The sequence below is a fragment of the Rhizobium vallis genome (assembly GCF_003985155.1).
Classification (GTDB): Bacteria; Pseudomonadota; Alphaproteobacteria; order Rhizobiales; family Rhizobiaceae; genus Rhizobium; species Rhizobium vallis.
The window spans coordinates 97,696-115,868 of record NZ_ML133695.1 but is presented as its reverse complement, the minus strand read 5'-3'; the positions used below and the strand labels follow the sequence as shown (position 1 = coordinate 115,868).

At 62.3% G+C, this 18,173-nt stretch carries 18 protein-coding genes; 7 read left to right on the top strand and 11 right to left on the bottom strand.

What is annotated here, in order from left to right:
• Positions 1-12: 12 nt before the first annotated feature.
• Positions 13-600 (bottom strand): ANTAR domain-containing response regulator, encoded by a 588-nt coding sequence (locus tag EFQ99_RS25070; protein ID WP_126923909.1) that lies wholly within the window; start codon positions 598-600, stop codon positions 13-15.
• Positions 597-1,766, bottom strand: coding sequence for a transporter substrate-binding protein (locus EFQ99_RS25065; protein WP_126923908.1), 1,170 nt, complete (start codon positions 1,764-1,766; stop codon positions 597-599). Before EFQ99_RS25065 ends, EFQ99_RS25070 begins: the two co-directional genes overlap by 4 nt.
• A gap of 453 nt (positions 1,767-2,219) precedes the next feature.
• On the opposite strand from EFQ99_RS25065, the gene EFQ99_RS25060 reads away from it, so the two are divergent.
• Positions 2,220-3,938: a putative bifunctional diguanylate cyclase/phosphodiesterase gene (locus EFQ99_RS25060; RefSeq protein WP_342635427.1), complete on the top strand. Its 1,719-nt coding sequence runs from the start codon at positions 2,220-2,222 to the stop codon at positions 3,936-3,938.
• An 8-nt stretch (positions 3,939-3,946) separates the two neighbouring features.
• On the opposite strand, the gene EFQ99_RS25055 is transcribed toward EFQ99_RS25060, so the two are convergent.
• From EFQ99_RS25055 to EFQ99_RS25040, 5 genes are all read right to left on the bottom strand, one after another.
• Complete coding sequence (locus EFQ99_RS25055; protein ID WP_126923906.1) at positions 3,947-5,617, bottom strand: asparagine synthase-related protein; 1,671 nt, start codon at positions 5,615-5,617, stop codon at positions 3,947-3,949.
• Positions 5,618-5,774: 157 nt separating this feature from the next.
• Positions 5,775-5,933, bottom strand: coding sequence for a hypothetical protein (locus tag EFQ99_RS35145; RefSeq protein ID WP_164736440.1), 159 nt, complete (start codon positions 5,931-5,933; stop codon positions 5,775-5,777).
• A gap of 217 nt (positions 5,934-6,150) precedes the next feature.
• Positions 6,151-6,864 (bottom strand): hypothetical protein, encoded by a 714-nt coding sequence (locus tag EFQ99_RS25050; protein WP_164736439.1) that lies wholly within the window; start codon positions 6,862-6,864, stop codon positions 6,151-6,153.
• A gap of 119 nt (positions 6,865-6,983) precedes the next feature.
• Positions 6,984-7,655, bottom strand: a complete 672-nt coding sequence (locus EFQ99_RS25045) for a hypothetical protein (RefSeq protein WP_126923905.1) — start codon at positions 7,653-7,655, stop codon at positions 6,984-6,986.
• A 184-nt stretch (positions 7,656-7,839) separates the two neighbouring features.
• Entirely contained in the window at positions 7,840-8,184 is a 345-nt protein-coding gene (locus EFQ99_RS25040) for a helix-turn-helix domain-containing protein (protein WP_126923904.1), read from the bottom strand.
• A 179-nt stretch (positions 8,185-8,363) separates the two neighbouring features.
• Here EFQ99_RS25040 and EFQ99_RS25035 point away from each other — a divergent pair, with 179 nt between their 5' ends.
• The 3 genes from EFQ99_RS25035 to EFQ99_RS25025 all read left to right on the top strand — a co-directional run bounded on the left by EFQ99_RS25035 (position 8,364) and on the right by EFQ99_RS25025 (position 10,347).
• Positions 8,364-9,014 carry an acyl-homoserine-lactone synthase gene (locus EFQ99_RS25035; protein WP_126923903.1) on the top strand — a complete coding sequence of 217 codons (651 nt, stop codon included), beginning with the start codon at positions 8,364-8,366 and terminating at the stop codon, positions 9,012-9,014.
• A gap of 201 nt (positions 9,015-9,215) precedes the next feature.
• Positions 9,216-9,941 carry a helix-turn-helix transcriptional regulator gene (locus EFQ99_RS25030; protein ID WP_126923902.1) on the top strand — a complete coding sequence of 242 codons (726 nt, stop codon included), beginning with the start codon at positions 9,216-9,218 and terminating at the stop codon, positions 9,939-9,941.
• A gap of 127 nt (positions 9,942-10,068) precedes the next feature.
• Positions 10,069-10,347, top strand: coding sequence for a CopG family ribbon-helix-helix protein (locus EFQ99_RS25025; RefSeq protein WP_126923901.1), 279 nt, complete (start codon positions 10,069-10,071; stop codon positions 10,345-10,347).
• Between the two features lie 45 nt (positions 10,348-10,392).
• On the opposite strand, the gene EFQ99_RS25020 is transcribed toward EFQ99_RS25025, so the two are convergent.
• Positions 10,393-10,857, bottom strand: a complete 465-nt coding sequence (locus EFQ99_RS25020) for an Lrp/AsnC family transcriptional regulator (RefSeq protein WP_126923900.1) — start codon at positions 10,855-10,857, stop codon at positions 10,393-10,395.
• A gap of 124 nt (positions 10,858-10,981) precedes the next feature.
• Here EFQ99_RS25020 and alr point away from each other — a divergent pair, with 124 nt between their 5' ends.
• The 3 genes from alr (at position 10,982) to EFQ99_RS25005 (ending at position 14,502) form a co-directional block, all read left to right on the top strand.
• On the top strand, positions 10,982-12,115 hold the full coding sequence (alr, locus tag EFQ99_RS25015) for an alanine racemase (RefSeq protein ID WP_126923899.1): 1,134 nt from the start codon (positions 10,982-10,984) through the stop codon (positions 12,113-12,115).
• 29 nt (positions 12,116-12,144) lie between these two features.
• Positions 12,145-13,413, top strand: a complete 1,269-nt coding sequence (locus tag EFQ99_RS25010) for a D-amino acid dehydrogenase (protein ID WP_126923898.1) — start codon at positions 12,145-12,147, stop codon at positions 13,411-13,413.
• A 69-nt stretch (positions 13,414-13,482) separates the two neighbouring features.
• Positions 13,483-14,502, top strand: a complete 1,020-nt coding sequence (locus EFQ99_RS25005) for a helix-turn-helix transcriptional regulator (RefSeq protein WP_126923897.1) — start codon at positions 13,483-13,485, stop codon at positions 14,500-14,502.
• Between the two features lie 23 nt (positions 14,503-14,525).
• Here EFQ99_RS25005 and EFQ99_RS25000 read toward each other — a convergent pair whose 3' ends face one another.
• The 3 genes from EFQ99_RS25000 to EFQ99_RS24990 are packed head-to-tail and all read right to left on the bottom strand — an operon-like array spanning position 14,526 to position 18,138.
• Positions 14,526-15,686, bottom strand: coding sequence for a M20 aminoacylase family protein (locus EFQ99_RS25000; RefSeq protein WP_126923896.1), 1,161 nt, complete (start codon positions 15,684-15,686; stop codon positions 14,526-14,528).
• Positions 15,683-16,930: a Zn-dependent hydrolase gene (locus tag EFQ99_RS24995; RefSeq protein ID WP_126923895.1), complete on the bottom strand. Its 1,248-nt coding sequence runs from the start codon at positions 16,928-16,930 to the stop codon at positions 15,683-15,685. Before EFQ99_RS24995 ends, EFQ99_RS25000 begins: the two co-directional genes overlap by 4 nt.
• Entirely contained in the window at positions 16,927-18,138 is a 1,212-nt protein-coding gene (locus EFQ99_RS24990) for a diaminopropionate ammonia-lyase (protein WP_126923894.1), read from the bottom strand. Before EFQ99_RS24990 ends, EFQ99_RS24995 begins: the two co-directional genes overlap by 4 nt.
• Positions 18,139-18,173: the final 35 nt, after the last annotated feature.

Genomic DNA, 18,173 nt, shown 5'->3' with positions numbered 1-18,173 from the left:
CTTCCCTCTTCATTATCTTTCCAGGGTCCGTCGGTCGTTCTTGCAGATGGCGTCCGCGGCTTCCTCGATCGTCATGCCCCAGTCCATCGCGATGCTTCTCAAGCGCTTGAAAGCGGTCGCTTCGCCGGCATAGCCCTGCTGCATCAACTGCAATACGGCGCTGACGACGATCGGCCGCTGCCGCAGCCGGTCCTCGAGCGCACGGATATCGTCGGCATGGCTGCGGGCTTTCTGGTAGGCATGCGATGCGATCAGCAGCGCGCTATAGGCGCCGGTGGAGCCGATCGGCTTCAGCATGTGCGCGTTCGAGCCCTGGGCGAGCACCCATTCGATCCGTCCGGGCGCTTCCGAGCCGATCAGCGCCACGAGCGGCATCGGGGAAAAGCCGGATGGCCAGGGAAATTGCTGGTCGTGTCCCATGTCGGCATCGAAGAAGACGACGTCGGCAAGCGCATCCCGCTCATCGATCTGCGGCCAGACGGCTTTGACCTCGATATGCAGCGATTCCAGCTGCCGCGTCAGCGCGTCGACGGCCGGATGCGGCCGATGCAGGATCACCGCGCGCCAACTGGAAAACATCGGTCGTTCGAAGCGGCTCATTTCACCACCTTCAATCCGCTTCTCGGCGCATGGCCGTCGGGCTTGCCCGGAAAAATCGAACGCACGAGATAGGGGTCCGCCTCGACGACAAGGTTTTCGGTCTCGAAAATCTCGAAACCGCCCTCGCTGTCGGACCTGCCGATGAACGGCCGCAACCCGGCATAATGTGTGCGCGGATCAAACGAAATCGGGCCGATCGGCGTATCGAACCGCCGTTGCGTCACCACCTTGCGGATCAGGTCGGGATCGTCCGTGCCGGCATCGGCGATCGCCTGGGCGAGGACCGAAACTGCCATATAGGCGAAGACGAAAGGCCCGGTGACCGGCCGGTCGTTGCCGCGACGCGCCGCCAATCGTGCCTGGAAATGCCGGTTTTCGTCGGTGTCGAGCCTGTCCAGATAGATGTTGGTGACGATGTGCCCGGCCTTGGCCTGCGGGCTGAGATCGGCGAGATCGATTTCCGAAAGGTTGCAGGCGACAAACGGCCGGCGATCGGCGCTGAACTCTGCGTCTTCCTCACGCAGTTCCGCATAGGCGCGGATGAACGCCTGGGCCGAGCGGCCGACGAGGTTGGAGAGGATGAAATCCGGCCGCTTCTGGCGGATCTCGGCGATCAGGTGGTCGACTTCTTCCGAACCCAGCGGCACGAAGCGCTCGGCCAGCACCTCGCTGCCGGCCGCCTCGGTGATCTCGCGGGCGATGCGGCCGATTTCCCAGCCCCAGATATAGTTCGAGCCGACGATGAACGGCCGCCGGCCGTAGCGCGGCATGACATAGCCGAACAGCGGCAGCAGATGCTGGTTGGGACAGGCGCCCAGATAGATGACGCTGTCGCTCGTCTCGTAGCCCTCGTGCGGAAAGGCATACCAGAGCAACGCACCGTGGCGTTCGACGACCGGAAGCACTTCCTTCCGGCTCCAGGAGGTGATCGCGCCGACGATGTGCCTGCATCCCCGCTGCCGGATCGCGGTCTCTGCAAGCTCGGCATAGCGTTCCGCATTGCCGGCCGGATCGTCGATGCTGGGCTCGAACTGGAAGGAATGGCTGGAATTGTTGTTGATCTCGGCGACCGCCGCCAGGGCGCCGTCGACGGCATCGCGGCCAAGGGCCGCATAAGGGCCCGTCGTCGAATAGAGAAGCGAAAGAGGGACGGGCTTGCGGATCATGGCGTGTCCCGCCACTCACCGCATGGGCGGCAGCCAATTGCCTGCCGCCATGCAGCGAATGGACCATTCCGACGGGTGGTATTCTTGATCACGCCAAAGTCTCGCTTCGAACACCTGCTGGCACGACCGGCCGAACGGTATAAAAAAAGCCCCGTCCGCAGGAGGTGCGGAAATCGGGGCTCGGTTGCCGTTGGCGATCAATGCCATTTCTGCCTCAACGCTATGGCAAGCTCACTTTATAGTCAATCGACAATCATGCTCATTTTTCGATCATTCGTATGGGCGCGGCCGTGCAATGCGCCGCCCGCAGGGACTGTCGAGCGGCCTCTCCCGGCAATCTCAAAGTGGAGTTTTCGGCCGTTCAAATATAGCGCCGGAGAGCGACGAGATGTTGATTAGTACTCTATCAAATATTCAATGAGACATTTGGGCGAACGAAACAGCGAGAGCGTCTTGAGTAACAAACGATCCAGGACAAACGTCGAGCTTGAGAATCTGCTTCGCCAGCTCGGCCTGGCCCTCGAGGCATCCGGGATCGGGATCTGGCAGCATAATATCGCGAAAAAGCAGACGCGATGGGACGAGCAGCTCAAGGCGATCTATGGCGTGCCCAAGGCGCCACTCGATGTCATATGGCTCGACAGCATCCACCCCGACGATCTGGGGCCGACCAACGCGATATTTCTGCGGGCGATCGAAACCAAATCGGACTATGCATCCGAGTTCCGCATCACCCGGCCGGACGGAGCGATCCGCTACCTGCGCTCGCGCGCCCGCTATTTCGTCGACGCCGCCGGGGATCCCTGCTTCGTCGGCGCCGAATGGGACGTCACGGACGACGTGCTCCTCAACAAAGAGCTTGAGAGGAGCCGGGCGGAAGCGCGGCTTGCCGCGGACCACGATCATCTCACCGGTCTGTTGAACCGGCGCAGCTTCGATTTCGCCCTGTCGGAGCTTGCGCGGGAACAGAGCGCCAAGGTTACGCTTCTTCATATCGACGTAGATCATTTCAAGGAGATCAACGACCGTTTCGGGCATGCGGTCGGAGATATGGTTCTCCGTCACGTCAGCAAAATTCTCCTGGAGGCCATTTCGGCCGGAGATGTGGCGGCGCGCCTCGGCGGAGACGAGTTCGCCGTGCTTATCCCGAAGGACGAGTGCGACAAGACCAATGCGGTGCTCGATCATATTCAGACCAGTCTGGAGAGTTCGATCCCCGTCGGCGATCAGGCGCTGATCGTCCGTTGCTCGATCGGCGTTGCCAGCGCGATGAGCGCCGATTTCGCCAAGCTGCTCTCGCAGTCGGATCTCGCCTTGTACCATGCCAAGCGGAACGGCCGGAATCGCGCCGAGATATTTTCCGACGAGATGGCGTCTGCCTTGGCGACCGAAAGGCAGCTCGTCCAGGATCTGCGTTCGGGACTGGCGCTCGGCCAGATCCGCCCGTTCTACCAGGTTCAGGTCGATGCCAAGTCGTTCCGGGTAAATGGCGTCGAAGCGCTGGCGAGATGGCACCATCCGACGAAGGGGATTCTCGCTCCCGCCCATTTCCTGTCGCTGGCGTCCTCCAATGGATTGGTCGCGGAGCTTGACGATGTCATTCTGAAGGCCGTGCTGGCGGATATGGAATCCTCGGCATCGCTCCTGGAAGGGATCCGGGTGTCCGTCAATCTTTCCGCCGATCGTCTCGATGATCCCGAGTTGATGACCAAGCTCGGCAGCTATGACATACCGCCTGGCCGGTTGAGCTTCGAGCTGATCGAAACGATCTTCCTGGACAGCCTGAACGATCATGTCAGGCAGAACATTGAGGCCATCAAGTCCTTCGGCATCGATATCGAGATCGATGACCTGGGCTCGGGCCATGCCTCGTTGCTGGGCCTGCTCGAACTGAGGCCGGATCGTGTCAAGATCGATCGCCAGCTGGTGATGCCGATCCTGCAATCGGTCCCGAGCCGCCGACTGGTCAGTTCGCTGGTCGACATAGCGCGCGCACTTGATATGGAAGTCATCGCGGAAGGGGTGGAGACGATCGAACATGCCAAGGTGCTTGCCGATCTCGGTGTTCACACCCTTCAGGGTTACGCGTTCGGACGGCCGCAGTCCTTTGCCGATCTGACGGCGCGACTGGAGCAGGAGGCATTGGAGGCCGACATCGTCCGCGCGAGCTGACGAACCGGTTATGCCGCGCCTTGAGCCCGAAAAGCCTGATGGTGTCTGGCTCTTCCGGCAAGGTCGCGAAGTGTGCCGGCCGAACGCGGTTCGTTCAGCCGCCGCAACATGTATTCGACATTGAAGGCATGGAAGAGGAAGCCGACCTCGCTGAGCGAGGAATGGGGCCTGACGGCCCTAATGGCGGCGATCAGGCGGTCTGCGTCGACGAGCCCCAACTCGTGAAGGCAGCAGCTCCGCGTCAGGTCCAGCGCCATCTCGGCCGCTCCGGCGACGAGGGATTGCGTCAGGTAGGGCTCGAAATTCTCGCGCAGCGGAATGTCCAGGAAAGGCTCGGGATAGCCGAGATGCCGCAGCAGGCTGCGGTGCAGGCTTTTGCGCTGCCGCCAGGCGAGAGGCAGGCTGCGATAGAAGCGGACCGCCTCCGGCTGGGCAAACGGGCTGACGGGCCATAGGCCATGGGCTGTAAACAGCGGCGCGCGGGCTGCCTGCGCCTCCAGCACCGAAATCGGCAGGACCGGGAAGGGCGCTCTGTCGCAAAGGGCGGCATAGTCGGCGAGGCAATCCCTAAGGGACTTTGACAGGGCTGCCGGAAAGGCTTCCGGCAGAAAGGCGTCGCTGACGTTGCGGGCAAGCTGCTCGGGTTCCTGTTCGAAGGCATGAGCCATCAGCAACTCGTCGCCCCCGGTTCCTGTCGCCACCACGCGCGCGCCGGAGGCGGCGACGAAGGCTTTCAGCAGGCGGCCGAGCGGCCTTTGCAGATCGGCGTTGTAGGGGGCAGCCTCGTAATCGGCATGTCGGGCGAAGGAGGAGGGCACCATGGGCACGGCGCCGACGGGCAGCAGCATATCCCGGAATGCGAAGTGATCGACCGCAAGCGCGCGCCGCCGGATCTGCTGCGCGCGCGCCGGTCCGTCGATCTCCAGCGCGTAGGTCGGCAGGTCAGGATAGCGGGCGGCAAGGATGGCGGCCACGACGGCCGAATCCAGGCCGCCGCTAAATTCGCTCGCGACCAGATCCGGTTGCAACGGCCAGCGCTGCAGCAGCGCGTCGACCAGCCCGCCAGCCGCTGCCGATATATCGGCATCGTCACGAAGAGGGGTCGGAACGTAATACTCGGCCGGCTCGGGATATTTGACGTCCACCGCGCCGTCGCGGCCGACAACGAGTGTGGCCCGTTCCGTCACCATGAAGACGGAGCGGAACATCGTCGTTGCCGCGTAGGGCAGGGTTCCCGTCAGGCGCAGGCCGGTTCGCTCCACGTCGAGGTCGTCTAGGTCGATATCGGGATAGAAGTCCGCCATCGACCATGACAGATCGATCCGCGCGCCCGCCACCCTGATGTAGAGGGGTGCAACGCCGCCACGACCGGCGGAAACGGTGACCAAGCCGGTGCGGCAGTCGATCAAGACCGACTGATAGTCCAGCGGCCATTGCCGATGCGCGGCTGAGAAAGCCTGAGCCTGCTCCATCGTCCAATCGGCCCGCGGCGCGCCGAGGCCGTCCGGACCGACGCAGCGTTCGCGGCAAAGCAGGATCGTCCGCTCCGGCGTTTCCCAGCGAAAGCTTTCGAGCAGGGGATGATCGAGAATATCAACGCGCGCCGCCGGGCCTTGAAAAGCCTGCTGCTGCCCATCTGCCGCAGGCAGGCATTCCCGATCGATCGTTCCCTTGAACATGGCGTGATCTCTCCGATGGCGCTTGAGAAAGCAGTGACCGCCGCTTCCGCGCTGGTCACTGCAGCTTGTTGGCAAATCTCGTCTTGCCCGCCGTCATGCTCTGGCTTTTCCCGCGCATGACGACGGAGGATTTGCCGGGCGTTGTCCCCGGCCCGGCTCAGACGTCGAGCTTGTCCATATCGCCCGGCTTCCCGCCCTTAATCATGGCGGCGATTTCAGTCGCGGACGGCGTCTGCCCGACGCGCGGAGCTTTGGCGAACACGTTGAGTTCGCTGCCGATGGTTTCAGACTGCTTGGGGGTTCTGGTCATATCCATGGTATTGCTCTCCATTTAGGGGTTGATCGTCCCGCAGATGTGCGGGCAGGTGGCATGGCTGCGTCAACTGCTAGGGTGACGCCGCTTGCGGGATGACCTCGAGGCGGCGCGAGGCCTGCGTGGGGGGAGTTTTCGCAGTGTGCATCGACATTTGCGTATCCTTTCCTTTTGGGTGTGATGGCCCACTCATGTGTCCGCGCCGGATGGGTTTCCAAGCCTATTGTCCTCCCGTCGCCGAAAAGGTTCCGTTGGCGTTGTAGGTCACGTTGAAGGTGGTGTAGCCGGTGGTGAAATCGCAGCGGGCCGCGTTCGTCTCGTTGTAGGACACGTCGCTTCCGGGCGGCTGGAAGCCCGTTTTTACGAAAAAGATCTGCTGCGGTATGCAGCTCATGATGACGTTGGGGGGAGGGGCGACGAAGCTGGAGAGGATGATCGCCTGATCGTTGTTGAGTGCCGCGACGCCGCAATAGAGCTCCGGAACCGGCATGGGCGTATAGGTGGGCACGTTCATGGCAAATCCTCCGACCGGCACTTCGGATTGGTAGGCGGACGGGGAAAGCCCGAGCGGATTGAGCGACAAGTTCGTGGAGTTGTCAGGCGAACCGCTCGACGTGGTGAGCGTGATCGGCCGGGCGGCGGTGGTGGTGCTGACGATCGATCGCGTAGCATCGAGCGAGATGAGCGCGATGAACTGCGAGGGCGCCACCGCTTGCCCGGTGCTGAGGGCGCCCGCATAGACTTGCGTGTCCAGACCGAAATTGATCTGGGCGCCCGAACTCGCGTAGTTGCCGACGCTCTGGCAGCCAAGGCTGCTCGCGAGAATGGAAGGGCTCGTCAAGGAGGGAAAGGCGGCCTGCTTCTGAAAGACATAAAAATATTGCGTCGTCTGCGACTGGTTCCGGACGATAATCTGGTAGGACGAACTGGTCATGGCGTGCGACACTCCCGGCTAAGATCCTGCCTGTTCGCCGCCTCGACGGGCAACGGCATCGCGCAGATGGCGCGCATGCGGGCGAAGAGGGGACGCTTCACCCGCATGCCTGCCGAGGCTTACTGGCGCTGTACGGTCCAGGTGCCGTTGGCGTTCAGGGTGACGTTGCAGATGGTGTAGCCGCCGGTGAAATCGGAGGTCGCAGCGTTGATGCTCGATTGGGTGAAGTTCATGACGGTGCCGGGTGTATAAGAGCCGGTCTGGACGTAATATGTCAGGATCGGCTGGCAATCGGTATTGCTGAGCGGATTTGCCTGCACGAAGTTGGACAGCACGATGCCACCATTGACGTCGACGGCAGAGCCAACGTTGAAATAGGGCGGCGAGGTGAAGCTCGGCGTGGTGATGCGGAAGGCGCCAGGCTGCACCCCTTCACCGTAGGTCGGCGCGGAAAGGCCGAGCGGGCTGACGGTTGCATTCGTCCAGTCGTTCGGTTTACCGCTGCCACCCGACGCTGGAGCAAGATCGACAGCGCGGCTGGCCGATGCGTAGCCGGAAGCGGAGCCGATCGACGGCGGCGTATTCGACTGCTGGATACCGGCGTAATATTGCAGGTTGACCTGGAAGGTCAGGATCGAGCCCGTGCTATCGTAGTTGCCGAGCGTTTGCGAATAAAGGCTGTTCGAATAGACTTGCCCGCCGCCAGTGTAGATGGCCGGTTGCTGGAAGAAGTAGAAGCTTTGCGCCTGGGGCTCGTAGTTTTTCACGTTGATGGTCAGCAAGGTAGACATGGTCGACGACCCTTCTCGGTTGAGAGTGAAAACAAGGGCCTCCGGGGCGGCGAGGGCAGGCGGATAGCCGTTCCGCTGTTGCCGTTCATGAAACCCTGACTAGAAATATCAACGATTATCTGGACAATAGCAACCTAAACGTGTTGAGCGCAGATTGAAAAACTGCCCAAATTTGCGCTTGGCTTTACGGGTGCTCCGGAGGGATGGATTCGACCAGTCCGATGAGATTGAAGCGGGCCGCCGCAGGCCGGTCGCGCAGCGCCAGAACCAGTTGCAATTCGGTGGTCGAGATCGGGCTGTCGCGATGCCCGTCCATGGTGCCCCGCCCGAGCAGCAGCCAGTCAAGGGAGACATCAAGCAGGTGCGCCAGCGCGCAGGCGCTTTCGAGCGAGGTGTGGCCGCCGTTCTGCCAGCGCGACACGGCGGCGACGGATACGTTCAGTTCGGCCGCGAGCGCGTGAACTTTGCGGAATTTGCCGCGGGATATCGCCTCGCGAATGCGTCTGCCGCGTGCCAGGTCGTGCGTCATCGGAATCCTCCCCAGGTTCTCTTGAATTTGGTGGCCATGGAGAGCGTTCGTCAGATCAATATCAGAAATCGCTTATGGAAATGGAAGGCAAAGCGAAGGGCCAGTCAATCTGGTGAAATATCCATATTGCCCGGGATCGGCCTCTCGTTGTGAAACATCGACGACCAGGAGGGGCGGAGATGTTGCGGATACTCACCAGAGATATGTTCGAGACCGATCGGCGCGCCTTCGATGAAATGTTTCGGGCGCGCGCCGCCATCTTTCGCGACCGGCTGGGATGGCAGGTCGATGTCAGGGATGAGTGGGAAAGGGATCGCTACGACGAGACGGAAGATCCCGTCTATCTCGTGACGCAGGTGCCTTCCGGCGCGCTGACGGGCTCGCTGCGCCTGCTGCCGACCACCGGGGCGACGATGCTGAAGAGCGAGTTCCGTCAATTCTTCGACGAGCCTTTCGACGTCGACAGCCCGACGACCTGGGAATGCACCCGCTTCTGCGTTCATCCGCTGGCCGGGCAGGTCGACCAGAATTCGTCGCGCACGGTCGCGACAGAGCTGCTTTCCGGCCTTTGCGATCTTGCTCTCGATACCGGCATCGAAAGCATTGTCGGCGTCTATGACGCCGCGATGATCGGCGTCTATCGCCGGATCGGCTGGAGGCCGACGCCGCTTGCCAGATCCCGGCCAGAGATCGGCAACCTCTATGTCGGCCTGTGGGAGGTGACGGCGGAGAACGGACGCACGCTTCGCGCCAACCTCTCCCGGCTTATCGAACAGACCTCCTGCAATCCTGGCGAGGTGGCTGCCGAAAGGCATGGCGGCATCAGGTGAAGGCGGCCCCGTCGCGCGGGTGTTGTGCCGCAAGCAAGCCGTCGGTTCCGGGATCGACACAGCGCCGCCTTCCGGAGCGGATATGCCGCGCCAGACCTTAACCTATTTTTCACGTCATGCCGGGGAATGGGCTTTTATCAGCAGTCGCTAAATGATACCAGTACGGGTAGATAACGAAACATACAACCGCGAGTCCAACTCATGCTGAGCAGTTCTCGTTTTTTCTACAGTCTGGACCGGATCTCCGCAGCGCCGACATTGCAGGATCTGGAAGCGACGCTGGATGAAGTCCGCCACATCTATGCGATATCGCACATGGTATTGCATGTGACCCGCCCCTTGGGTGCGGCGGCCGGCAATCCATTGCTGATGCTGACCTATCCGCCCGAATGGGTGAAACAATATCTGGAACGGGACTACTTCAGCATCGATCCGGTCATACGCCTCGGCCGGCGCGGCTTCCTGCCGGTGGAATGGTCCGCGTCGAAATGGGATTCGGGCCGGACCCACGTCTTCTTCAAGGAGGCCATGGCCTTTGGCGTCGGCCGGCAGGGCGTCACCCTGCCGGTGCGGGGACCGCAGGGCGAGCGATCGCTGTTTACGGTCACGTCAAATCATCCCGATGCCTATTGGCGGCAATTCCGCATGGACAGCATGCGCGATCTCCAGTTCCTCGCCCACCATCTGCACGACAGGGCAATGGTCCTGTCGGGCATGAGAAAGGTTGCGGATTTTCCGCAATTGTCGCGCCGGGAACTGCAGTGCCTTGAGATGACGGCGAACGGTCTCATGGCAAAGCAGATCTGTGCCCGCCTGTCGATTTCGGTGAGCGCGGTGCAGCTCTATCTCGCTTCGGCCCGGCGCAAGCTGACCGTTGCCACGACGACCGAAGCGGTTGCCAGGGCGACCGCGCTTGAGTTGATATAGTTTGAAATGTTCATGGCCTTCTCGCCTGAAGTCAGACTTCTGCGGAGAACTGGTGAACATCTTCATAGACAGGTGGGCCGGGAGAACTACAGTAGCGTCCAGTACTCTCTTTGACTACGGAGGCTCCATGGCATCGCCGACCTCGCTCAAGCTCGATGACGATCTGAAGGGCCGTGTCCAACAACTGGCCGAAATCCGCCGCCGCTCCTCTCACTGGATCATGCGGGAAGCCATTAGGCAATATGTGGAGCGTGAGGAGAAGCGCGAGACGCTGCGGCAGGAGACGCTCAATGCCTGGGATGAATTTCAGGCGACCGGTCTGCACGTGACCGCCGAAGAGGTTGAGAATTGGCTTTCAACCTGGGGAACTGACGAAGAGCTGCCCGCGCCCGAATGCCACAAGTAATCTTCTCCCGAGGCGCTGCAACGCAAAGCACAGGAAAACCGTGGTTCAGCGTTTGCCTCTTGTGCGCGTCGCCAGGACATTGCGGATCGAGAAGCTGGAGTGGATCCTGAGAACTCCAGGCAAGGCCGATAATATCTCCTTGTGGATTCGCTCGAACTCGCCCGCATTGGCGACCTCGACGCGCAGCAGGTAATCGGAGCCGCCCGTCATCAGGAAACATTCCCGGATTTCGGGATGCCGGCGGACGGCCGCCTCGAAGCGGTCGAGATAATCCTCCGTCTGCCGTTCGAGGGTGATGTTGATGATCACGGCGATCGTCGCATCCGCATTGCCGGTATCAACAAGCGCGGTATAGCCGCGGATCACGCCTGATGTTTCCATGATCTTGATGCGCCGGAGGCAGGCCGATGGCGACAGGCCGATCTCGGCGGCGAGCTTGGCGTTGCTCATGCGGGCATCGAGGCGCAGCAGCCTCAGGATATTGCGGTCGATCGCGTCGAGAGCGGGCATGGTGGATCATTCCGGACTTTAATTGATTATGCGAATAATAGATGCATCATGCAATAATCGATGAATGAATGACAGGTAATTTCGCTGATTATTTCATAAGCTCCCGGTATCAAGAGGAGCGGATATGGATAGCGATATTTTGGTTTCCGGCATACGCGCAGCCACGACCACGCAGGGAGCGACGGGCTACCTGACGATCGATCTTGCCGCACTCGGCCGCAACTATTGCAAGCTCGTGTCGATGCTGGCGCCGGCCCGCGCGGGGGCGGTGGTCAAGGCCGATGCCTATGGCCTCGGCGCCGAACGGGTCGCAAGAGCGCTTTACAATAAGGGTTGCCGGCATTTCTTCGTTGCCCAGTTCGTCGAGGCCGTGCGGCTTCGCCCGGCCATCGCGGGGGATGCCCAGATTTTCGTGCTGAACGGCCTGCAGCCGGGCAACGAGATCGCCTGCGCCGAAATGGGCGTCGTCCCGGTTCTGAATTCGCTTGCTCAGTGGCGGCAATGGTCGGCTGCGGCGCGGATGCTGAAGCGCTGCCTGCCGGCCGTCCTGCAATTCGATACCGGCATGTCGCGGCTCGGGTTTCCCGAGCAAGAACGAGCGGAGCTGGCGGCAGCCCTTCGCGACGGCAGCAACATCGAGATCCTGTTCATCATGAGCCATCTGGCTTCGGCCGACGACGCAGGTAGCGAGCAGAACGGCGAGCAATTTGCCGAAATGTCCCGCATCGCCGATGAATTTCCGGGCTTCGACATTTCCTTCGCCAATTCCGGCGGCGTTTTCCTCGGCGATGCTTATCACGGCGTGCTCGCCCGCCCCGGCATCGCGCTTTACGGCGGCGCGCCGAACGGCGGCGAAGAGAACCCGATGGAGCCGGTCGTCAGCCTCGATGTCGCCGTCGTGCAGACGCGCACCGTGCCATCAGGTGCGAAGGTCGGATATGGCGGCGCGCATGTCGCGCAGCGGGAAATGCGTCTCGCCACCATTGCCGCCGGTTATGCCGACGGCCTGCCGCGCTGCCTCAGCGACCGCGGCGCGGTCTATTTCAAGGGTGTCCGCTTGCCGATCGTTGGTCGCGTGTCGATGGACAGCATCACCGTCGACATATCGGGCCTGCCGGAAGGCACGCTGACCTTCGGCAGCCTTGTCGAGGTGCTTGGCAGCCATCAGACGCTCGAAGACATCGCGCGCGATGCCGACACCATAGCCTACGAAATCTTAACCGGCCTGGGCGACCGTTACGACAGGCAATATCGCTGAGATCAAGCGGCTCCACCATTGGGAATATCATGAAAGTCATCGTTCTGGGAGCCGGCATCCTCGGCGTCACATCCGCTTATCAGCTTGCCAAATCAGGCCATGAGGTCACCGTCGTCGACCGCCAGCCGGGGCCGGCGCTGGAGACGAGTTTCGCCAATGCCGGCGAAGTCTCCTTCGGCTACTGCTCGCCCTGGGCCGCACCCGGCATTCCCATGAAGGCCATGAAGTGGCTGTTCATGAAGCATGCGCCGCTCATCCTGCGCCCGAAACTCGACCTGGCGATGCTCTCCTGGATGGCGAGGATGCTATCGAACTGCACCTCCGAGCGCTACGCCATCAATAAGAGCCGCATGCTGCGCCTTGCCGATTACAGCCGCATTGCGCTGGCCGAGCTTCGCACGGAAACCGGCATCGCCTATGACGAGCGCATGCAGGGAACCCTGCAGCTGTTCCGCACACAACAGCAGCTCGAAGCTTCGGCAAAGGACGTCAAGGCGCTGGCCGCCGACGGCATTCCCTATGAGGTACTGGACAGGGACGGCTGCATTCGCGTCGAACCGGCGCTGAGGCACGTACGCGAGAAGATCGTCGGCGGCCTGCTGACCCCGAAGGACGAAACCGGCGACTGCTTCAAGTTCACCAATGCGCTGGCGGCCAAAGCCGAAGCGCTCGGCGTCCGCTTCGCCTACGGCACGACGATCAAGGCGCTTGACGTCGAGGACGGCCGTGTGTGCGGGGTCGTGACGGATCGCGATGGCGATCGCGAGCGCGAGCGGATGAGCGCGCATGCGGTGGTCGTTGCGCTCGGCAGCTATTCGCCGCTGCTCTTGAAGCCGCTCGGCATCAGCCTGCCGGTCTATCCGGTCAAGGGCTATTCGCTGACCATCCCGATCACCGATGCGTCCCGCGCGCCGGAATCGACCGTCATGGACGAAACCTACAAGATCGCAATCACCCGGCTCGGAGACCGCATCCGGGTCGGCGGCATGGCGGAGATCTCAGGCTATACCAACGATCTCGGCCTGGCGCGCCGCAGCACGCTGGAGCATTCCGTCACCGATCTCTTCCCCGGCGGCGATGTTTCCAAGGCGTCCTTCTGGTCCGGCCTGCGGCCAATGACGCCGGACGGTACACCCGTCATCGGCCCGACCAAGGTCGCCGGCCTCTTCCTGAATACCGGTCACGGCACGCTCGGCTGGACCATGAGCACCGGTTCGGCACGCCTGATCGGCGATCTCGTCAGCGGCCGCGCGCCTGAAATCGACGCCAAGGACCTTGCCGTCAGCCGATACGCTTGACGGCAAAGAGATTGAACACGACCGTGCAAATCATCTATCATTTTTGCACACTATTTTCAGAGGTCACGAATGTCAGCTAGTCCCGATTGGCATGCCCATGACAGCCTGACCAAACAGCGGGCCATGGCGAGCATGCCGTTTCGGGAAACGGTGCGGAGTGGAACGGATCCGGACCAGCTCTCGGAGGCGCTGTCGACGCCGAAAGCTCCGATAAAGGTCACGGCGCAAGGCGGTACTTCCATTGCGTATCACTGCAATTTCATCTCGTTGGAAGATGTGGGCGTCGCCGATTGTTCCTATGACGGCACGATTCACTGCCAGCGGGAAGGGGTCGTCGACAAGATAGCTGTATTTCTGCCGACCGCGGGGAATATGACTTTCTCAGGCGGCGGAGAGCCAATTTACTCGACGCCCGGTAAAGGTTTGATCCTGGAGTCGGGCCATGCCGGGAGCAGCAGCATCGTCGGACCCCGCCGCCATCTTTGCCTGTTTGTCGATCGTGCTAAGATGCTCACGCGCCTCGGCCATATGTTCGAGCGGACGATCAGCGGCGATCTCGGCTTTCATCCCCACTTCGATCTGACCGCCGGTCCGGGGCTTGTCCTGCAACAGCTCGTCTCGAACCTCCACAGCGGCCTCAGCCGCGGCAGCCTCCTGCAACGCTCGCCGGTGGCCGTCAACGCGCTCTGCGATGCGGCGACATACCTGCTCCTGGAGGCCTGTCCGCATCGCTATTCGGACCAGCTGGCGCGCCCCGCTCCGGCCCCGGCCCCGCGCCATGTGAAACGGGCCATAGAATTCATGCAGGAGCATGTTGCCGAGCTGCAATCGCTCGATGATATCGCGGCGGCAGCCGGGGTTAGCATTCGCACGCTGCAGCAGGGTTTCCGGCAATTCAAGAATACGACTCCGACGGCATATCTGCATGAAATCAGGATGCTGGCTGTCCATCGGGAGCTGTGCGAGTCGGGCGGGAGCCAGGCGGTCGCCGACATCGCGCTCAGATGGGGTTTTACGCATCTCGGGCGATTTGCCGGAGAATATAGAAAGCGTTTCGGCCAACTCCCGTCACAGACTCTGAAACGCTAGGACTTCAGGCCGACGCGGCCCGATCAGCCTGCCTGCAGCCGTCGGCGGGCAATTGCCGTATGGAAATTTGCTCCATGCAGAAGGCCGGCGTCATTGAAATCGTAGGTCGGGTTATGGAGCGGCGACGAGTGCTCGCCGTTGCCGAGGAAGACGAAGCAGCCGGGCACCTTCGAGAGGAACTGCGCGAAGTCTTCGGACCCCGTCATGGGCTTGCTCTCGGTGGCGACACTCGAAGGCCCGTAAAGTTCATGCGCGACGGCAAGGGCCTCCTCCGTCAGGGCTGGATCGTTCATGAGCGGCACGAATTCCCTGGTGTAGAGCACCTCGGCCTTGACGTTGTAGGTCATGGCCGTGCCCTCCGCGATCACGCGCATCTGCTTCTCGATCGTCTCGCTGATCTCGGAACGGAAGCTGCGGGCATCGCCCAGGATGCGGGCAAAGCCGGGAAGCGCATTCCGCGTGCCGTCGGTGATTAGTTCTGTCACCGAGACGACGCCGATGTCGGCCGGATCCATCCGCCGGGAGACGATGGTCTGCAGATTGGTCACGAGCGCGCAGGCCGCGACGAGCACTTCGTTGCCGGAGTGCGGCCGCGCCGCATGGCCGCCGACGCCCGATAACGTGATCTCGAAATTGTCCTCGGCGGACATGAAGGCCTCGGGCCGCGTGCGAAAACTGCCGACGCCGAGGCCGGGCATATTGTGGATGCCGTAGATCTCATCGAACGGGAATCTCTCGAACAGCCCGTCGGCGATCATTGCGAGCGCGCCCTTGCCCCATTCTTCCGCCGGCTGAAAGATGAAGCGCACGGTGCCGTCGAAACCGCCTCCCTCAGCCAGCATCTTCGCCGCCCCGAGCAGCATGGCGGTATGGCCGTCGTGACCGCAGGCATGCATTGTGCCGGGGGTCTGCGACCGGTATTTGAGCTCTGACTGTTCGTTGATGCGCAGGGCATCCATGTCGGCCCGTATCGCAATGGCGCGATTGCCGCTGCCGCGTTTCAGCGTGCCGACGACGCCGGTGCCGCCGACGCCTTCGACGACCCCGTCGAGCCCGAATTCCCGCAGCTTGGCGGCGACGAAGGCCGAGGTCCGCTGTTCCTCGAAACCAAATTCGGGATGTGCGTGAAGATCGCGTCTCCAGGCCGTCATCTCCTCGTGAAGCGCGTTCCTGTCGATGCTCATGCGGGTGTCCCTTCCGTGGCAAGCCGGCGAACGACGTCGAGCAGGACGTTGGCGCCTGCGATGAGATCTTCGTCGGCGGTATATTCCTTCGGATTATGGCTGATGCCGCCGATGCTCGGAACGAAGATCATCGCCGACGGGGCGATGCGGGCAATCATCTGCGCATCGTGGCCGGCGCCCGAGGTCATCCGCCGGCAGGCGAGGCCTCGGTCCCGTGCCGCCGTTTCGATGAGCGTCACGATCCCCTGGTCGAATTTTACGGGCTCGAACCGGGCGAGCCTTTCCACCGATATGCCGACCTGCTCTTCAGTCGATATGCTCTCCAGGAACTCGGCGAGTGCTGCTTCCTCTTCCTGCAGCCGATCCTCATCGGGATCGCGGAGATCGACCGTGAAGGTCGCCCGCGACGGGATCACGTTGATGGCGTTCGGTTCGAAGCTGATGCAGCCGACGGTGGCGACGGTCGGCGTGTTCGATGCCCTTGCCCGGTCGCGCAGGAAAGTGATCACGCGGGCGGCGGCATGGCCGGCGTCCCGCCGCATCGAGATCGGCGTCGTACCGGCATGATTGGCATCCCCCGTGATCGTCACCCTCTGCCAGGAGATGCCCTGAAGATATTCCACGGCTGCGACCGGAATGCCTTCGCGTTCGAGGACCGGCCCTTGCTCGATGTGCAGTTCGATATAGGCATGCGGCCGGAAGAAACCCGGCTCATGCTCGCCGGCATAGCCGATCCGCCTGAGTTCCTGGCCGAGGACCGTTCCATCGGTGCCGATCGTCGCAAGCGCCGTCTCGATATCGAGGCCGCCCGCATAGACCAGGGAACCCATCATGTCGGGCGCGTAGCGCACGCCTTCCTCATTGGTGAAGGCCGCCACGACGACCGGCCGGGATGGCGTCAACCCTTCCGCTTTCAGCGTCTCGATCACTTCAAGCCCGGAAAGCACACCGTAGCAGCCGTCATAGATGCCGGCGCCGATGACTGTATCGATGTGCGAGCCGAGCAGGAGCGGCGCGTCGTCGGTGACGCCATCGGGCTTCCAGATGCCGAAGATATTGCCGATGCGATCGACCGCGAGATCTAGTCCCGCGCCCTTGACCCATGTGACGAACTGGTCGCGGCCGAGCTTTTCGGTATCGGAAGCCGCCAGCCGCACGAGCCGTCCATCGGCATCCCGGCCGATTTCACCGAGCGTCCTGATACGCCCGATGAGACGCGCCGCATCGAGGGATTGCCCGGTCATATCAAGGCTCCTTCCGGGTTCTTCGCGGCGACTGCGGCGGGCGACAGTCCGGTGATTTCTTCATATTTGCCGGGATCGGTCGCGCCTTCGGTGTTGACGACAAAGATGCGGGAGCGCTGGTCGATTGCGAGCGTCGCTCTGATCGCCGGATCGGCGACGGCTTTGACGGCCGCTGCCAGGCCGACGCCGCCGCTTTCCCCGGCAACGACGGCCGGGTCGCCGGAGTGCGGACGAGCAAGTCGGTTCATGATCCCGGTCGCATCCGCCTCATCAACTGTCATGAAGGCATCGGCGGCACGGGAAAGAATCCGCCATGCGACTAGCGAGGGTTCGTAGCATTCGAGCATTGCCATGACAGTCGGTTCGCCATGGGCGATCGTTACCGGGCGCCCGGCGCGCGCCGTCTCGAAGAGGCATGCCGCGCGGGCGGGATCGACGACGGTGAAGACGGGACGCAGGTCGCCGAGTTCGATCGCCAGATGGCCGGCGACGGCTGCGGCAATTCCCCCGACACCCGACTGGATGAAGACATGCGTCGGCGGCTCCGGCATTTGCTTGAGAGCTTCTCTGACGAGCGCGGTGTAGCCTTGCATGACCAGGCCGGGAATCCGCTCATAGCCCGGCCACGACGTATCGGAAACGATGGTCCAGCCCTTCGCCTCGGCCACCCAGGCGGCCTCCCGGACGGAGTCGTCATAGCTTCCCTCGACGCGGATCATCTCGGCGCCGAAGCGGGCGATGGCGGCGACGCGCTCGTTGCTGACGCCTGTGTGCACGAGGATTGCGGCGCGCGCGCCGACGAGTTGCGCTCCTTGTGCAACCGAGCGGCCGTGGTTTCCATCGGTGGCGCAGGCAACGGTCATTCCACGTGCAATGGCGCGGACTTCTTCCGAATGCAGCTCGGCCATATCGACGACCCGGCCGAGCCGCTGCTCGGCCTCTTCGAGAACCAGGCGGATCACCGCATAGGCTCCGCCGAGCGCCTTGAAGCTTCCAAGACCGAGACGGTGGCCTTCGTCCTTGACGTGGATCGCAGCGACGCCGATTTCCCGCGCCAGTCCCGGCAAAGCGACGAGCGGCGTCGGTGCGTGGTTCTCCCGAAACGACAGGTGACGTTCCACTTCCTCGGCAGCGGCGGCGCCGAGGGTTTCCGCATCCCTCGGATCGAGCGGCTGACGATAATCTGCGGTGGTGTTCAAGAGAAACATCGCGAACCTCGATTTGTGGTTTCGCTGAACTCTAT

What these genes read in the sequence shown, in the direction of transcription:
- EFQ99_RS25070 (WP_126923909.1), bottom strand. Translation starts at nt 600, where the DNA reads ATGAGCCGCTTCGAACGACCGATGTTTTCCAGTTGGCGCGCGGTGATC.
- EFQ99_RS25065 (WP_126923908.1), bottom strand. Translation starts at nt 1,766, where the DNA reads ATGATCCGCAAGCCCGTCCCTCTTTCGCTTCTCTATTCGACGACGGGC.
- EFQ99_RS25055 (WP_126923906.1), bottom strand. Translation starts at nt 5,617, where the DNA reads ATGTTCAAGGGAACGATCGATCGGGAATGCCTGCCTGCGGCAGATGGG.
- EFQ99_RS35145 (WP_164736440.1), bottom strand. Translation starts at nt 5,933, where the DNA reads ATGGATATGACCAGAACCCCCAAGCAGTCTGAAACCATCGGCAGCGAA.
- EFQ99_RS25050 (WP_164736439.1), bottom strand. Translation starts at nt 6,864, where the DNA reads ATGACCAGTTCGTCCTACCAGATTATCGTCCGGAACCAGTCGCAGACG.
- EFQ99_RS25045 (WP_126923905.1), bottom strand. Translation starts at nt 7,655, where the DNA reads ATGTCTACCTTGCTGACCATCAACGTGAAAAACTACGAGCCCCAGGCG.
- EFQ99_RS25040 (WP_126923904.1), bottom strand. Translation starts at nt 8,184, where the DNA reads ATGACGCACGACCTGGCACGCGGCAGACGCATTCGCGAGGCGATATCC.
- EFQ99_RS25035 (WP_126923903.1), top strand. Translation starts at nt 8,364, where the DNA reads ATGTTGCGGATACTCACCAGAGATATGTTCGAGACCGATCGGCGCGCC.
- EFQ99_RS25030 (WP_126923902.1), top strand. Translation starts at nt 9,216, where the DNA reads ATGCTGAGCAGTTCTCGTTTTTTCTACAGTCTGGACCGGATCTCCGCA.
- EFQ99_RS25025 (WP_126923901.1), top strand. Translation starts at nt 10,069, where the DNA reads ATGGCATCGCCGACCTCGCTCAAGCTCGATGACGATCTGAAGGGCCGT.
- EFQ99_RS25020 (WP_126923900.1), bottom strand. Translation starts at nt 10,857, where the DNA reads ATGCCCGCTCTCGACGCGATCGACCGCAATATCCTGAGGCTGCTGCGC.
- alr (WP_126923899.1), top strand. Translation starts at nt 10,982, where the DNA reads ATGGATAGCGATATTTTGGTTTCCGGCATACGCGCAGCCACGACCACG.
- EFQ99_RS25010 (WP_126923898.1), top strand. Translation starts at nt 12,145, where the DNA reads ATGAAAGTCATCGTTCTGGGAGCCGGCATCCTCGGCGTCACATCCGCT.
- EFQ99_RS25005 (WP_126923897.1), top strand. Translation starts at nt 13,483, where the DNA reads ATGTCAGCTAGTCCCGATTGGCATGCCCATGACAGCCTGACCAAACAG.
- EFQ99_RS25000 (WP_126923896.1), bottom strand. Translation starts at nt 15,686, where the DNA reads ATGAGCATCGACAGGAACGCGCTTCACGAGGAGATGACGGCCTGGAGA.
- EFQ99_RS24995 (WP_126923895.1), bottom strand. Translation starts at nt 16,930, where the DNA reads ATGACCGGGCAATCCCTCGATGCGGCGCGTCTCATCGGGCGTATCAGG.
- EFQ99_RS24990 (WP_126923894.1), bottom strand. Translation starts at nt 18,138, where the DNA reads ATGTTTCTCTTGAACACCACCGCAGATTATCGTCAGCCGCTCGATCCG.